This is a genomic window from Aquariibacter albus (genome assembly GCF_014145335.1).
GTDB lineage: Bacteria > Pseudomonadota > Gammaproteobacteria > Burkholderiales > Burkholderiaceae_C > Aquariibacter > Aquariibacter albus.
Map to the genome: position 1 here is coordinate 36,098 of NZ_JACIVI010000001.1, position 13,943 is coordinate 50,040.

Here is a 13,943-nt window from a genome sequence, read left to right on the forward strand (position 1 = left end):
GTCAGGGCTGCGCTTCATGGTAGCGCCGCAGGCCTGGCCGGCCTTCCTAGAATGCGGCGCATGAAACCCCGCAGCGCCCCGGAACCGGCCGTGTGCATCCAGGGCCGCGGCGCGGTCGGCATGGCCCTGGCGCTCGCGCTGGCGCACCAGGGGCTGCCGGTGGCCTGGGTCGCCGGCGCCGCGCGGCCGCCCAGTTCCCGGCCCGATCCGCGCACCTATGCGCTCAATGCCGCCTCGCGCCGCCTGTTGCAGGCCCTGCGGGTGTGGGAGGCCCTGTCCGAGCAGCCCGGCGTCGTCACCCCGGTGCGCGAGATGGCGGTGCATGGCGACCGTGGCGGCCAGCTGGCCTTCAGCGCCTGGCAGCAGCGCCAGGAGGCCCTGGCCTGGATCGTCGATGCCGCTGCGCTCGACCGTGCGCTGGCCACCGCCCTGCGCTACGCCCCGCATGTGCAGGCCGTCGAGCAGCCCTGCGCCGCACCGCTGCAGGCCCTGTGCGAAGGCCGCGACGGCGAGACCGCGGCCCGCTGGGGCGCGCGCCGCATCCGCAGCGACTACGGCCAGGCTGCGCTGGCCACCCGACTGCAGGCCGACCGTCCCCACCGGGGCCGGGCCTGGCAGAGCTTCGCCTCGCCCGCGGTGCTGGCCCTGCTGCCTTTCGACGGGGCGGCCGGACCGGCCGCGGCCGGCTACGGCCTGGTCTGGTCGCTGCCGCAGGCCCGGGCCGAGGCCTTGCGCGATGCGCCCGCCGAGGCGCTGGAAGCCGCCCTGCAGGACGCCACCGGCGGCGTGGCCGGCACGCTGCGCCTGGCCGATCCCGACCCTGCCGCCCGCGCCTGCTGGCCGCTGCGCCTGGTGCGGGCCGAGCGCTGGCACGGCCCGGTGCCCGAGGCCGCGCTGCATCCGGCCGGGCCGCGTGCGCCCGGCGTCGATCCGGCCTCCTGGCTGCTGCTGGGCGATGCCGCGCATGTCGTGCATCCCCTGGCCGGCCAGGGCCTGAACCTCGGCCTGGCGGACGTGGCGGCCCTGGCCGCCGTGCTGGGCGAAGCCCGGGTCCGCGAGGCCTGGCGCGCGACGAACGACCCGCGCCTGCTCGACCGCTACGTCCGCCGCCGCGCCGGCCCCACCGCCGCCATGGCCCGGGCCACCGACGGGCTCTGGCAGCTGTTCGCGCCCTCGCAGCCCGTGGTGGCCGGCCTGCGCAATCTCGGGCTCGGCCTGCTCGACCACCTCCCCCCCGCCAAGCGCTGGCTGGCTGCCCAGGCCCTGGGCGGCTGAACTTTGCCGGTGCAGGCCGGGTCTGCTCCCGTCCGGGTCGGGCCCCCCAGGCCGGCCCGTCCTCTTGCCTTGCGCTGCGGCGCAGCCTCCTCCTGGCCCTGAAAGTTCCCCCGATGCCTGTCCTGTCGATGCCCCTCCCGCGCCGTCCTGCCGCCCGCTGGGCCCTGGCCGCCCTCCTGGGGGCCGGCAGCCTGCTGGCGCTGGCCGGGCTGCTGCGCAGCGAACCGGCCCAGGCCCAGGCGGCGGCCGGTCCGGTCGATGCCGAGACCGACAAGCGCCTGCGCAAGGTGCTGAGCGAGCGCCTGCCCGGCCTGCCGCGCATCGACGAGATCCGGCCCACGCCGATCCCCGGACTGTTCGAGCTGCGCATCGGCAGCGACCTGGTCTATGGCGATGCCAGCGGCCAGTACCTGGTGCAGGGCCAGATCATCGAGACCGCCAGCCGCCGCAACCTGACCGAGGAGCGCATCAACAAGCTGACCGCGGTCGATTTCGCGAGCCTGCCGCTCAAGGACGCGATCGTCTGGAAGACGGGCACGGGCAAGCGCCGCATCGCCGTCTTCAGCGACCCCAACTGCGGCTACTGCAAGCGCTTCGAGGCCGAGCTGAGCAAGGCCAAGGACCTGACCGTCTACACCTTCCTGATGCCCATCCTGAGCGAGGACTCGGCCACCAAGTCCAAGGCCATCTGGTGCGCCAAGGACAGCACGGCCACTTGGCGCAGCTGGATGCTCGACGGCGTGAACCCCGCCAGGACCGCGGCCGACTGCGCCAACCCGATCGAGCGCAACCTCGAGCTGGGCCGCAAGCTGAAGGTCAATGGCACGCCGGCCATCGTCTTCGAGGACGGCACGCGGGTGCCGGGCATGGTGCCGGCCGCCGAGCTGGAACGCCGCCTGGGCGAGATCGCCAAGGGCGGCTGAGGCGGGCGGGCGGCCCCCCGCGGCCAAGCCCGAGCGCCGGCAGGGCGGGCAGGGCCTGCCTAGACTGCGGTTCGATGAGCCTCGCCCCCGCGCCCATCGCGTCCTCCCCCGCATCCGACGCCCCTGCGGCCTGGGCCCCCGGCCCGGCCGACCTGGCCGCCTTGCAGGCCGCCGGCATCCCCGCCGCCCTGCACCTCTTCCCGCCCAGCGCCCAGGCCGCCTGGGCCCGGCTGGCGGCGCTGAAGCCCGCCAGCTACGCGCGCAGCCGCAATGCGCTGGACGGCGCGGTCTCCGGCCTCTCGCCCTATTTCGCCCACGGCCTGATCGAGCCCGGCGCGGCCCTGGCCGCGCTGGCCGCCCGCCACCGCCTGGGCTACGAGGACAAGCTGGTCTTCGAGTTCGGCTGGCGCGCCTTCTTCCACCACGTGCGGGCGCGGCGGGGCGACGCCATCCTCGACACCCTGCGGCCCGAGGGCCTGCCCGCCGGCCCGGCCGCCTACCGCGCCCGCCTGCCCGAGGACGTGCTGGAAGCCCGCAGCGGCGTGCCGGCCATCGACCAGGCGGTGCGCGTGCTCTATGCCAGCGGCTACCTGCACAACCACGCCCGCATGTGGCTGGCCAGCTACCTGGTGCACCTGCGCAAGGTCGACTGGCGGGTCGCGGCCGACTGGCTCTACGGCCACCTGCTCGACGGCGACCTGGCCTGCAACCACCTGAGCTGGCAGTGGGTGGCGGGCAGCTTCTCGTCCAAGCCCTATCTTTTCAATGCCGACAATGTGGCGCGTTATGCGCCGGCGGCGGCCGCCCGCGCCTGGCGCTCGGCGGGCACGCTGATCGACCGCAGCTACGAGGCGCTGGAGCAGCTGGCCCGCCAGGGCCGCGCCAGCGGGCCCGAGCCCGGCGCGCATCCGGCCGTCGAGCCGCCTGCGCTCCGGGCCGAGCCGTCCGCCGAGATCCTGGCCGGCCTGCGCCGGCTGGACGACCTGGCTGAACTCGGCCCCGCCACCGCCGCGCTGGACCTGGTCCACCCCTGGGCCCTGGGCGAGCCGCCGGTCGGTGACCGTCCGCAGCGCCTGGGCCTGCTGCACCTGCCGGCGCATGCGGCCCGGCCCTGGTCGGCGCGGCGCTGGGCCTGGGTGCTGGCGCGCATGGCGGCGGTCTGCGACCGGGTCTGGATCGGCGATGCCGCGCCCCTGCTGCAAAGCCTGCGCGCCCAGGGCCGGCCGCTGCGCGCCGCGCCGGCCCCCGAGTCGGGCTACGCCAGGCTGCTGGCCGGCCTGGCGGCCCCGTCGGCGCCGCCGCCGCTGTTTGCCGATCCGGCCGGCTCCTGCACCTCCTTCAGCCGCTGGTATGCGCAGAGCCAGGCCCTGGCCCCGCATCTGGAGGATCGGCTGCGGCCCTGGGCCGCGGCGGGGGCCGCCGGCTTGGGCACACTGTCGCTGTTTCCGGGCTGAGGCCCGGTTCTTCCCGCCTGCTGCCGCCCACCCGCCACCATGTCCGCGCCTTCCTCCGCCCCCGACGCTGCCGGCCCCGTGCCCCTGCTGGCCACCCGCCTGGGCCTGGCCGGCCTGCTGCCCTTCGTGCTGGGGGCCGCACTGGTCTGGATCGTCAACGAGGAGGCCCATCCCTATGTGGTCGATGCCCTGGCCGGCTATGCCGCGCTGATCGCCAGCTTCCTTGGCGGCCTGCACTGGGGCCTGGCCATGCGCCTGCCCGAAGGGCCGCTGCGCGTGGCCCGGCTGCGCTGGGCGGTGCTGCCTTCCCTGATCGCCTGGATCGGGCTGACCATGCCGGCCTACGCCGGCCTGGTGGTGCTGGGCGGGCTGCTGATCGCCTGCTACCTGGTCGACCGCCGCAGCTACCCCGCCCTGGGCCTGGCGCCCTGGCTGACGCTGCGCTTCCGGCTCAGCACCGTGGCCGCCCTGAGCTGCTTCCTGGCCGCGGCCGGCAGTTGAGCTTCTTTTCCTTGCCGGGGCGCCCGCCGCGCCCGCGACGATGATCCGCTACCGCATCGAGCTGCCCCAGCCCGCCAGCCACCAGTTCCACATCACGCTCACCGTGCCGCAGCCGGCGGAGGCTCAGGTGCTGAGCCTGCCGGTCTGGATCCCCGGCAGCTACCTGGTGCGCGAGTTCGCCCGCCACCTGCACAGCCTGCAGGCCGAACAGGGCGGCCAGCCCTGCGAGATCGTCTGGCGCGACAAGGCGAGCTGGACGGTGCACTGCCGCGGCCGCGGCGCCCTGACCCTGCGCTACCAGGCCCATGCCCTGGACCCCTCGGTGCGCGCGGCCTGGCTCGACGCGCAGCGAGGCTTCTTCAATGCCAGCAGCCTCTGTCTGCGCGTGCACGGCCGCGAGGCCGAGGCCCATGCCCTGCAGCTCGGCCCGCTGCCGCGCGGCTGGCAGGTCGCCACCGCCATGCGCCCGGCCGCCGGCCAGGGCGAGTCGCCGCGCCGCTTCGAGGCGGCCGACTACGACGAGCTGCTCGACCATCCCTTCGAGCTCGGCCCCTTCTGGTCGGGCGGCTTCCGCGCCCAGGGCGTGCCGCACCGCTTCGTCGTCAGCGGTGCGCCGCCGGGCTTCGACGGCGAACGCCTGCTGGCCATGACGCAGCAGATCTGCGAGGCGCAGATCGCCTTCTGGCATGCCGAGACCGATGCCCGCGGCCGCCGCCGCGTAAAGAAGCCGCCCTTCGAGCACTACGTGTTCATGCTGCACGCCAGCGACGAGGGCTACGGCGGCCTGGAGCACCGCGCCAGCACGGCCCTGGCCTGCGGCCGGCGCGACCTGCCGCGCCGCGCCCTGGTCGATGTGGAGGGCGCGCCCGGCGCCGGGGGCCCCAGCGAGGGCCTGACCCAGCTCCTCGGCCTGATCAGCCACGAGTACTTCCACACCTGGAACGTCAAGCGCCTCAAGCCCGCGCCCTATGTGGCCTACGACTACGCGCGCGAGCAGCCGACCGAGCTGCTGTGGTTCTTCGAGGGCTTCACCAGCTACTACGACGACCTCTTCCTGGTGCGCGCCGGCCTGATCGACGAGGCCAGCTACCTCAAGGGCCTGGCCCGCACGATCAACCAGGTGCTGGCCACCCCGGGCCGGCAGATCAGCAGCGTCGCCCAGGCCAGCCTGGATGCCTGGATCAAGTACTACCGGCCCGACGAGAACACCGTCAACGCGACGGTCAGCTACTACACCAAGGGTGCGCTCGTGGCCCTGGCCCTGGACCTGACGCTGCGCCGCGAAGGCCGCGGCACGCTCGACACCCTGATGCGCCGTCTGTGGGTCGCCACCGGCTGCGGCACGGCCGACCCCGGCCGCGAAGGCGCGCTCGACGAAGCCCTGCTGCGCCGCGAGCTGGCGGCCGTGGCCGGCCGCTCGATGGATGCCGAGCTGGACGCCTGGGTCCACGGCCGCGGCGAGTTGCCGCTGCCGAGCCTGCTGGGCAGCGTCGGCCTGGGCTGGTCCGAGGACGCGCCGACCCCGGCCCAGCGCCTGGGTGCGCGGCTCAGCGAGTCGGGCGGCCAGCTCAAACTGGCCAGCGTCTTGCGCGGCGGCGCCGCCGCGGCGGCCGGTCTGGCGCCGGGCGACGAGTTGCTCGCCGTCGACGGCTGGCGCCTGGGCAAGGCCGAGGACCTGGCCCTCTACGGCGCCTTCCACGGCCCGCGCCGCCTGCTGGCCGCCCGCGACCGTCGTCTGCTGGAGCTGCAGCTCGATGCCAGCGGCCCGGTGCAGTCCAGCGTCAAGCTCAGCCCGCGGACCGATGCCCCGGACGAGGCCCGCGCCCGGCGCGAGGCCTGGCTGGGCGGCGGCGACCGACCGCGGTGAGGTCCCTGCTGCGCCGCCGCGGCCTGCTGCTGCTGGCCGCCGCCGTGATCCTGGTCCACAGCCTGCTGCTGGGCGGCCTGGCCGAGCTGCTGCCGGCGCGCGCCGGCGCGTCGATCGAACGGATGTCGGCCGATTTCGTCACGGCCTTGCCGCTTGCCGCCGCGCCGCCGCCGCCGCCTGCCGCCGCGCCGGCCCCGCCGCCCGCGGCGGACCCGCTGGCCGCCGCCCGGCCGGCGGAGCCACCGGCCAGTGCCCCGCCCGCGGAACCGCCCCCGGTGCCGCCCCTGCCGCAGCTGCCGGCCTCCTCGCCTCGGGCAGCGTCCTCGCCGGCGGAGCCGGACTTGCTCGCACAGGGCGGCCCGCCCCCGCCCGAGCCTTCCGCCTCGCGGCCGCCGCCGGCTGCCGCCAGTGCGCCGCTGCTGGCCGCCAGCGCGCCACCGCCGGCGGCCAGCGCGGCGGGGCTGCCGGTCCTGGCCTCTGCGGCCTCGGACGAGGGGGAGCTGGTGGGCAAGGAATTGCTGATCGACGGCTTCGCCTGGCCGGGTTCGACCGAGATCCGCTACCGGCTCGGGGGCGACGTGCGCGGTGAGGTGCATGGCACGGCCGCCGTGCGCTGGCTGCGCGAGGGCCGTCGCTACCAGGTGCATCTGGATGTCACCGTCGGCCCGGGCTTTGCGCCGCTGCTGCAGCGGCACACCACCAGCGCCGGCCGGATCACCCGCCAGGGCCTGATGCCCGAGCACTACGAGGAACGCACCCGCATCGCCTTTGCGCCGGAGCGCCGGGCGCGGGTCGATTTCGCCCCGGGCCGGGTGACCCTGGCCCAGGGGCGCCAGGTCGAGGTGCCGCCCGATGTGCAGGACGGCGCCAGCCAGTTCATCCAGCTGGCCTGGCGCTTCGCGCGTCAGGCCCAGGCCCTGGCGGTCGGCGATGCCGTCGACATCACGCTGGCCCTGCCGCGCCGGGTGGACGGCTGGATCTACGACGTGCTGGCGCTGGAGCCGGTCGACACGCCCGAGGGTCCGATTCCTGCATGGCATCTGCGCCCGCGCCGCAGCGGCGATCCCAGCACCTATGCGATCGAGGCCTGGCTCGCGCCCTCCCTGCGCTGGATGCCGGTGCGGATGCGGGTCAGCGACGGGCGCGGCAACCGGCTTGATCTCGAGCTGTCGGAACGCTTGCGTGAAGTACCTGTCACATCCCGGCCCGCGAGTCCGGCGAGCCAGACGCTAAAGTGAAGTGTTCCTGAAGCGTTCCGGTCCGGGGCCTTCCGTTCTCCTTGCCCACCATGTCTGTCGCCTACCCCAGCTTCGATCCCGCCCCGCAGAACCTGCTGCTCGACCGTCGCGGCGGCGCGCCCCTGGCCACCGCCTGGATCACCCTGAACCGCCCGGCCGCGCTGAATGCGCTGAACGATGCCCTGATGGACGAGCTGGGCGCCGCGCTCCTGCAGGCCGACGCCGACGAGGGCATCGGCTGCATCGTCATCACCGGCAGCGAGAAGGCCTTCGCGGCCGGTGCCGACATCGGCGTGATGGCCGGTCTGAGCTACGCCGACGCCACCCGCGGCGACTTCATCACCCGCAACTGGGAGACGATCCGTCGCATCCGCAAGCCCGTGATCGCGGCGGTGGCCGGCCACGCGCTGGGGGGCGGCTGCGAGCTGGCGATGATGTGCGACCTCATCATCGCCGCCGACACCGCGCAGTTCGGCCAGCCCGAGATCAAGCTCGGCATCATCCCGGGCGCCGGCGGCACGCAGCGCCTGCCGCGCGCCGTGGGCAAGGCCAAGGCCATGGACATGGTGCTGACGGCCCGCACCATCGGCGCCGAAGAGGCCGAGCGCGCCGGCCTCGTCGCCCGCCTGGTGCCGGCTGCCAGCCTGCTGGACGAGGCGCAGAAGGCCGCCGACGCCATCGGCCGCCAGCCGCTGCTGGCCATCCTGGCCGCCAAGGATTGCGTGAACCGTGCCTTCGAAGGCCCGCTGGCCGAAGGCATCGCCTACGAGCGCCGCCAGTTCCACGCGATGTTCGCCACCGAGGACCAGAAGGAGGGCATGGCCGCCTTCCTGGCCAAGCGCAAGCCGGTCTTCACGCACCGCTGATCGGGGGGCTGGATGCGAGAGGATCCAGGCGACCGGGACCAGATGCTGGTGCCCGACTGGTCGCGAGAGGCTTGCCGTCCCTGGGACTGGGCGCCATCGCGGCAACTGCTGCGAGCGCTGCGCGCCTACCAGCGTGCCCACCCTGGACCGTTGGGGGCGCCCGTTCGCGCCTGGGCCGCTTTCAGGCACCGCTTCTGGTCGGTCGTGACCGGTGCCGACATCCCGCTCAACAGCTGCATCGATGGCGGCCTGATGATGCTCCACCCCAATGGCATCGTGATCCATCCGGGAGCCCGGATCGGTCCGAACGCCTTCCTGCTGCAACAAGTCACTTTGGGGACTGGGCCGCGGCCCGGCCTGCCCGTGCTGGGTGCGGATGTGATGGTGGGGGCAGGCGCCAAGGTTCTCGGGGGAGTGCTCCTTGGAGATCACTGCCGGGTCGGTGCGAATGCCGTCGTGGTGGACGACGTCCCGGCCGGAGCCGTGGCCGTGGGCATCCCCGCCCGCGTGCTGCCTCCGTCTGCCGACCGTTACTCAGATCCAACTGACGGCACTCAGCCGCCGCAGACCACCGCGGCACGCTCCAGCCGCCAGGACAGGTAGCGCCAGGCCGCGTAGGAGCCGATCGCGAAGCCCGCCAGCGCCAGCGGCGCGCCCAGCGTCAGCAGCGACAGGCCGCTCAGGCCCTGGCCGAAGGTGCAGCCCACGGCCAGCACCCCGCCGAAACCCATCAGCACGGCCCCGACCAGGTGCTGGGCCGTGTCGCTCACGTTCGCGAAAGTCTCCCAGCGGAATTCGCGGCGCAGCCGCGCGCTGGCCGCGCTGCCGAGCAGGGTGCCGATCACCAGCGCGATGCCGAAGTTCAGCACCGTGTTCTGGTCCGAGGCGAGTTCGAGGTAGGCCAGCGTGGCGCCGATCGGCGCGACGAAGCTCAGGCCTTCCGGCCGGCGGCTGCCGGTGCCGACCCAGGCGGCCTCCAGGGTCTCGGGATGCTCGGGCAGGTGGCCGACCAGGCCTGTGACGACCCAGGCGGCGACGATCAGCAGGCCGACGACGCCGCCCCCGATCCACTGGGCCGCGCCCAGGTGCGCGCGGCCGCGCAGGATCCACAGCCCGCCCGCGACCAGCAGCAGCGCGACCAGGCCCAGCCTCAGGGTGTCGACCGGCAGATCCAGGCCCGCAGCCAGCAGGCGCGGCAGGTCCGCGTGCGGCAGCTCGACGGCGACCCGGTCGAGGCCGTCGACCCGCAGGCCGGCGAAGGCGCCCCGCAAGCTCATTTGCGCGCTGACGGCCACCCCCCCCAGCACCACCAGCGAACGCAGGCTGCCGGCCCCGGCGCGCACCAGCGAGCGGGTCGCGCAGCCCGAGGCCAGCACCATGCCGGCCCCGAAGATCGCGCCGCCGAGCAGGTGGCTCAACCAGCTCAGCCGCGGCTGCAGGTAGACCGCGGCATCGAGCTGCAGCACACCGGCCGCCAGCAGGCCCTGGGTGCCCGCGATCGCAATCAGTGCGGCCAGCAGCCACATCCGCATGCGGCTCGCTTCGCCGAAGGTGTAGAGGTCGGTCAGCGCCCCCATCGTGCAAAAGCGCGACCACTGGCCGACCGCGCCGAGCAGCAGGCCGATCAGGCCGCCGAGGGCAAGCACGCGGAAGGTGAGGGCGGCGACGTCGAGGTCCATGGCGCTTGGGAGACGGGCGAAAAGCCGAGGATTCTAGAGGCCGCCCCGGGCCGCCCCGGGCCGGCCCGGGCCCCGGCCCGGGGGCTCGGTCCGGTCCCGAGGGGCCGCCAGAATCTCCGGCAGACGGCCCGCCGGGCCGGGTCCAGGAAGCCCCATGTCCGCTCCGTTCAGGCGTCTCGCCCCCCTCGCGCTGGCCCTTCTCCTCCTGCTGCCCGGGGCACGGGCCGAGCCCGACGCCTGCGCGATGCCGCTGGCCTTCGAGCAGAAGGATGGCAACGCCCCCGGGGGGCGCACGCCGGTGCATGCCGACGGCCAGGCCCTGCTCTTCATCGAGCGCCTGAACGTCAACACCGATGGCACCCGCCGCAGCTACCGGGTCGACGACTTCTGGGGCGAGCGCGAGGCGCTGAACAACCTCTGCAATGCCATGAGCGATGCCTGCGCCGGCCTGGACGCCGAGGGCCTGCGCCAGCGCCGCCTGCTGACCGAGCAGGCCGCGGCGGCCGGCTGGCCGGCCGATCGCCTGCGTGCGACCCGGCTGGCGCCGTCCATCCTGCCCTTCCGCGACGGCAAGCCTTGTCCGGCGGTCGAGGGCTACCTGGTCTCGGCCACCGCGCTGCAGCGCCCCGGCGTGGCCGATGTCTGCGACCCGGCCCGCTACGCCGATGCGCTGCAGGTTCCGGCCCTGGTGCTGCCCAAGGGCCCGGGCGCCGGCAAGCCCTCGGGCTTTGCCGCCCGCGGGGCCGGCATCGGCGATCTGGTGATGGCGCTGCGGCTCGACCGCATGGAGCCGGTCGGGGCCGTCGTGGGCGACAGCGGTCCCTCGGGCGAACTGGGCGAAGGCTCGGTCGCCCTGAACGGCCGCCTGCTGGGCAAGACGGCCGAACCGGTGAACTACCGCGAGCTGCGCGGCAAGCCGCCCTTCACGGGCAAGGGCTGGACGGTGCCGCCGACCCTGGTGCTGGTCTTCCCCGGCAGCCGGGACCGTGCCCAGCCTTATCTGGAGCCCGAGCGCATCGAGGCCGCGGCCCGTGCCCGCTTCGAGGCCTGGGGCGGCCTGGCCCGCGCCCAGGCCTGTGCTCAGTCCTTGAAGCGGTAGTGCTCGCGGTTGAGCACCGCGGCGATCGCGGTCACGTCCTCGGGGAAGAGGCCCAGGTTCAGCTCGGTGTTGCACTGCTCCACCATGCCGCGCAGGTGGCCGGCGTTCGTCAGGCGCCCGCCGGGGCGGTAGATCGCATGCGGCTTGCCGCCAGTCTTGTCGGCATGGCAGGCGTCGCAGCGGTTCTCCTGGATCAGCTTGCGGCCCAGGGCCAGGTCGGCGCCCTGGTAGATCGCCGGCTCGGCATGCAGGCCGGCCTGGCCGAAGAGCAGGCCCAGCAGCGCCACGGGGGCAGCCCGCCGCAGGCGGAGACGGACGGATGCGGGGGCAGTCATGCGGGCCATGGTCGTCCTTGGAACGGGGTGGGTTGCAGTCTAGGCAGGCCGGGCCGGCCCCGGCACCTGGGTTCGGCCCCGACCCTGCGCGGCGCTCAGGCCGGCCGGTCGGCGTAGCGGATCAGCTCGGCCACGTCCTCGGCGAACATCTCGCCGGGGATCACCTCGCGCAGGCGGCCGCCACGGTCGATCACCACCGTCAGCGGCAGCACGTCGCGCGTGCTGAACAGGGGCGCCAGGCGCTTGGCCTCCAGCGTGACCGGGAAGTCGTAGGCGTTCTGCCGCAGGTAGGCCCGGGCGGCCTCGGGCCGGTCGAAGCTGGCGGTCAGCACCCGCAGCGGCTTGCCGGCCGCGGCCCGGTGCAGGGCCTGCACATGCGGGTTGTGGCGGCGGCAGAAGGGGCAGTAGCTGGCCCAGAAGACCAGCACCACGGCCTGGTCGTGCAGGGCCTGGAGGTCGAGCAGGCCGCCGTCGAGCAGGGGCAGGGGCTGCGGCCAGTTCACCCGGTCGCCCCGTGCCAGCGGATCGGGCCGCGGCGGCGTCGCCGGGGCGGCCTTTGGCGGCGCGCCGGCGGGCAGCAGCAGCGTGCCCAGCCCGGCCTGCAGCAGGCGGCGGCGGGCCTCACTCATCCTCGCGCTCCATCAGCAGGTAGGTGTTGTAGGCATTCATGCGGTGGGCCGCCTGGAACAGCGGCAGGCCGCGGTAGCGCGACCAGTCGGCCTGGGCATAGGCCTCGTCGAAGGGCAGCAGCTCCCGGGCGGCACGGCCCATCTGCCGGCGCAGATCGACCAGGTAGTCGCGGGTGAGCTGCAGATCGGCACGGGCCTGGGTGGTGTGCGGGCCGTGGCCGGGCACCAGCAGGTCCAGCGGCCGGGCCAGCAGGCGGTCGAGCGCGACGATCCAGGCCCGGCTGTCGGCCTGGCCGACAAAGGGAATGCGGCCGCGGAAGGCCAGGTCGCCGACGAAGCTCACGCCCAGCTCGGGCAGGTGCACGGCCAGGTCGTCGGGGGTATGGGCCGGGCCCAGGGCTTCCAGCTCGAAGCGACGGCCGCCGATCTCCAGCGTCAGCCGGTCCTCGACCCAGCGGTCCGCGGCGACCAGGCGCGTGCGCTCGTCCACCCAGGGCGCCAGGGTGAGCCGGCTTTCCTCCAGGCGGCGACGCGCGGTGTCGGAGGGCAGGTAGTCGCGGCCGCGGGCCTGGGCGATCACCTGCGCGCCGCGGTCCTTGAACACCTGCAGCCCATAGACATGGTCGGCGTGGTAGTGGGTCACGATCACGTGCGTGACCGGCTTCGGCGTCAGGCGCGCGATCGCGGCCCGCAGCAGCTCGGCCAGGGGGGGCGAGCCCAGTGCGTCGATCAGCACCACGCCGTCCGCGGTGATCACGAAGCCGGCGTTCGAGATGAAGTTGCCGTTGGCGGCCGAGCCCAGGGCCGAGACGCCGCGCACGTAGTACACGCCGGTGGCCACCTCGATGGGCTCGATCTCCACGGCCGGCAGGAAATCGGCGTCGGCCCCGCCGGCCGGGTGCGCCTGGCCTGGCGTGGCGGGCGCGGCCTCGGTCGTCGGCTGCGCCCGCGCCGGCCGGCCGGCCGCGGCCAGACCGAGCGCCAGGGCCAGCAGCAGGCCGGGCAGCACCTGCCGCAGCAGCCCGCCGGCCCGGCCGGTGGACGGGCACAGGGCGGCACGGGCGGGCAGGGCGGGGGCGTTCACACCGACCGGGTCAAAAGGCCAGGGCGTCCTCGATGGCCTTCAGGCCGGCGCGCGCGCAGGCCTCGTCAGCCTCGCCGCCGGGGGCGCCGGACACGCCGATGGCGCCGACCAGGCTGCCGCCGGCCTCGATGGGCAGGCCGCCGCCGAGGGCCGCGACACGGGCATGCGCGGTGCGGATGCCGCTCATCGACTTGCCGGCCTGGGTCTCGGTGGCCAGGGCCATCGTCGGGATCTTGAAGCTGGCCGCGGTCCAGGCCTTGTTGGCCGCCACCTCGACGGTGTGCGCGCCTGCAAAGCGGTCCCGCACGAAGGCCTGCAGGACCCCGCTGCGGTCGACCACCGCCACCCCGGTCTGGTAGCCGGCCTTGCGGCAGCTTTCCAGCGCGGCCTGGGCGGCCCGCAGCGCGGTCTCGGGGGTGAGGCTGGTCGTGCCGAAGGTGGCGGCGGCCTCGGCCGCGCCGCCGGGGGCTGCGCTCAGGCCCAGGGTGAGGGCCAGCAGGGACGCTGCAGCCGAACGGGCCGCGAGGCGGCGGGGCTCAGGGCTTGATGTAGGCATAGCCTTCCTTCTGCAGCTTGGTCAGCCGCACGACGCCGGAGGGGGTGAAGTCCGCCTCCTGGATGAACTGCTCCTTCTTCAGGTTGCGGTTCTTCAGCGTGATCTCGCAGACCTCGAACTTCACGCCGCGCGACTTGAGCGCGGCCACCGTGGCGTCGAAGGGCGCCTCGTTGCGGTCCTTCATGCCGTCCATCAGGAAGTCCACGCCGAAGGCGTGGGTCACGACGGTGATCTCGGCGGAGGGGTCGGTGTCGAGATGGTTCCGGATGTTGCGCAGCGTGGCCAGGGCCTGGCTGGCGGTGTCGTTCACGTGGTAGACGACCTTGTCGCCGGCCCAGGCGGGCAGGGCGCAGGCGGCGGCCAGCAGCAGGGTGGCGAGGGGGCGGGTGAGGGCAGTCGTCATGCGCGGCTCCGGAAGGGGTGGGAGGGGAGGGCGT

15 protein-coding genes are annotated in these 13,943 nt (G+C 74.5%); 9 read left to right on the top strand and 6 right to left on the bottom strand.

Annotated features, from left to right (window positions below):
* Window positions 1-60 precede the first annotated feature (60 nt).
* From H4F90_RS00165 to H4F90_RS00200, 8 genes are all read left to right on the top strand, one after another.
* Window positions 61-1,275 carry an FAD-dependent monooxygenase gene (locus tag H4F90_RS00165; protein WP_182660323.1) on the top strand — a complete coding sequence of 405 codons (1,215 nt, stop codon included), beginning with the start codon at window positions 61-63 and terminating at the stop codon, window positions 1,273-1,275.
* Window positions 1,276-1,388: 113 nt separating this feature from the next.
* Complete coding sequence (locus tag H4F90_RS00170; protein WP_235971884.1) at window positions 1,389-2,198, top strand: DsbC family protein; 810 nt, start codon at window positions 1,389-1,391, stop codon at window positions 2,196-2,198.
* 74 nt (window positions 2,199-2,272) lie between these two features.
* Window positions 2,273-3,652, top strand: coding sequence for an FAD-binding domain-containing protein (locus H4F90_RS00175; RefSeq protein WP_182660325.1), 1,380 nt, complete (start codon window positions 2,273-2,275; stop codon window positions 3,650-3,652).
* Between the two features lie 39 nt (window positions 3,653-3,691).
* Window positions 3,692-4,153, top strand: a complete 462-nt coding sequence (locus H4F90_RS00180; protein WP_182660327.1) for a DUF3429 domain-containing protein — start codon at window positions 3,692-3,694, stop codon at window positions 4,151-4,153.
* Window positions 4,154-4,193: 40 nt separating this feature from the next.
* The gene (locus tag H4F90_RS00185; protein WP_182660329.1) at window positions 4,194-6,020 is read left to right on the top strand and encodes a M61 family metallopeptidase; all 1,827 of its coding nucleotides are present in this window, start codon (window positions 4,194-4,196) and stop codon (window positions 6,018-6,020) included.
* Window positions 6,017-7,258, top strand: coding sequence for a DUF3108 domain-containing protein (locus H4F90_RS00190; RefSeq protein ID WP_182660331.1), 1,242 nt, complete (start codon window positions 6,017-6,019; stop codon window positions 7,256-7,258). The genes H4F90_RS00185 and H4F90_RS00190 overlap by 4 nt, the downstream gene beginning before the upstream one ends.
* Before the next feature lie 50 nt (window positions 7,259-7,308).
* Complete coding sequence (locus tag H4F90_RS00195; protein WP_182660333.1) at window positions 7,309-8,124, top strand: enoyl-CoA hydratase; 816 nt, start codon at window positions 7,309-7,311, stop codon at window positions 8,122-8,124.
* Between the two features lie 42 nt (window positions 8,125-8,166).
* Window positions 8,167-8,727 carry a serine O-acetyltransferase gene (locus tag H4F90_RS00200; protein WP_182660335.1) on the top strand — a complete coding sequence of 187 codons (561 nt, stop codon included), beginning with the start codon at window positions 8,167-8,169 and terminating at the stop codon, window positions 8,725-8,727.
* On the opposite strand, the gene H4F90_RS00205 is transcribed toward H4F90_RS00200, so the two are convergent.
* On the bottom strand, window positions 8,679-9,803 hold the full coding sequence (locus tag H4F90_RS00205) for a YeeE/YedE family protein (protein ID WP_182660337.1): 1,125 nt from the start codon (window positions 9,801-9,803) through the stop codon (window positions 8,679-8,681). The two genes, H4F90_RS00200 and H4F90_RS00205, sit on opposite strands and share 49 nt — an antisense overlap.
* Window positions 9,804-9,957: 154 nt before the next feature.
* On the opposite strand from H4F90_RS00205, the gene H4F90_RS00210 reads away from it, so the two are divergent.
* Entirely contained in the window at window positions 9,958-10,902 is a 945-nt protein-coding gene (locus H4F90_RS00210; protein ID WP_182660339.1) for a hypothetical protein, read from the top strand.
* On the opposite strand, the gene H4F90_RS00215 is transcribed toward H4F90_RS00210, so the two are convergent.
* The 5 genes from H4F90_RS00215 to H4F90_RS00235 all read right to left on the bottom strand — a co-directional run bounded on the left by H4F90_RS00215 (window position 10,884) and on the right by H4F90_RS00235 (window position 13,909).
* On the bottom strand, window positions 10,884-11,237 hold the full coding sequence (locus H4F90_RS00215) for a hypothetical protein (protein WP_235971886.1): 354 nt from the start codon (window positions 11,235-11,237) through the stop codon (window positions 10,884-10,886). The genes H4F90_RS00210 and H4F90_RS00215 overlap by 19 nt on opposite strands.
* A 95-nt stretch (window positions 11,238-11,332) precedes the next feature.
* A complete protein-coding gene (locus H4F90_RS00220) occupies window positions 11,333-11,866 on the bottom strand; it encodes a TlpA disulfide reductase family protein (RefSeq protein ID WP_182660341.1) in 534 nt (177 codons plus the stop codon).
* Window positions 11,859-12,950, bottom strand: a complete 1,092-nt coding sequence (locus tag H4F90_RS00225; RefSeq protein ID WP_328700780.1) for an MBL fold metallo-hydrolase — start codon at window positions 12,948-12,950, stop codon at window positions 11,859-11,861. The genes H4F90_RS00220 and H4F90_RS00225 overlap by 8 nt, the downstream gene beginning before the upstream one ends.
* A 10-nt stretch (window positions 12,951-12,960) precedes the next feature.
* Window positions 12,961-13,506 carry a GlcG/HbpS family heme-binding protein gene (locus tag H4F90_RS00230; protein WP_182660343.1) on the bottom strand — a complete coding sequence of 182 codons (546 nt, stop codon included), beginning with the start codon at window positions 13,504-13,506 and terminating at the stop codon, window positions 12,961-12,963.
* Window positions 13,487-13,909 carry a DsrE family protein gene (locus tag H4F90_RS00235; RefSeq protein WP_182660345.1) on the bottom strand — a complete coding sequence of 141 codons (423 nt, stop codon included), beginning with the start codon at window positions 13,907-13,909 and terminating at the stop codon, window positions 13,487-13,489. Before H4F90_RS00235 ends, H4F90_RS00230 begins: the two co-directional genes overlap by 20 nt.
* Window positions 13,910-13,943 lie beyond the last annotated feature (34 nt).

Bases quoted from the DNA above. Each gene is read 5' to 3' on its own strand.
- H4F90_RS00205 (WP_182660337.1), bottom strand. From the start codon at position 9,803: ATGGACCTCGACGTCGCCGCCCTCACCTTCCGCGTGCTTGCCCTCGGC.
- H4F90_RS00195 (WP_182660333.1), top strand. From the start codon at position 7,309: ATGTCTGTCGCCTACCCCAGCTTCGATCCCGCCCCGCAGAACCTGCTG.
- H4F90_RS00165 (WP_182660323.1), top strand. From the start codon at position 61: ATGAAACCCCGCAGCGCCCCGGAACCGGCCGTGTGCATCCAGGGCCGC.
- H4F90_RS00230 (WP_182660343.1), bottom strand. From the start codon at position 13,506: ATGCCTACATCAAGCCCTGAGCCCCGCCGCCTCGCGGCCCGTTCGGCT.
- H4F90_RS00220 (WP_182660341.1), bottom strand. From the start codon at position 11,866: ATGAGTGAGGCCCGCCGCCGCCTGCTGCAGGCCGGGCTGGGCACGCTG.
- H4F90_RS00175 (WP_182660325.1), top strand. From the start codon at position 2,273: ATGAGCCTCGCCCCCGCGCCCATCGCGTCCTCCCCCGCATCCGACGCC.
- H4F90_RS00200 (WP_182660335.1), top strand. From the start codon at position 8,167: ATGCTGGTGCCCGACTGGTCGCGAGAGGCTTGCCGTCCCTGGGACTGG.
- H4F90_RS00170 (WP_235971884.1), top strand. From the start codon at position 1,389: ATGCCTGTCCTGTCGATGCCCCTCCCGCGCCGTCCTGCCGCCCGCTGG.
- H4F90_RS00215 (WP_235971886.1), bottom strand. From the start codon at position 11,237: ATGACTGCCCCCGCATCCGTCCGTCTCCGCCTGCGGCGGGCTGCCCCC.
- H4F90_RS00235 (WP_182660345.1), bottom strand. From the start codon at position 13,909: ATGACGACTGCCCTCACCCGCCCCCTCGCCACCCTGCTGCTGGCCGCC.
- H4F90_RS00210 (WP_182660339.1), top strand. From the start codon at position 9,958: ATGTCCGCTCCGTTCAGGCGTCTCGCCCCCCTCGCGCTGGCCCTTCTC.
- H4F90_RS00180 (WP_182660327.1), top strand. From the start codon at position 3,692: ATGTCCGCGCCTTCCTCCGCCCCCGACGCTGCCGGCCCCGTGCCCCTG.
- H4F90_RS00185 (WP_182660329.1), top strand. From the start codon at position 4,194: ATGATCCGCTACCGCATCGAGCTGCCCCAGCCCGCCAGCCACCAGTTC.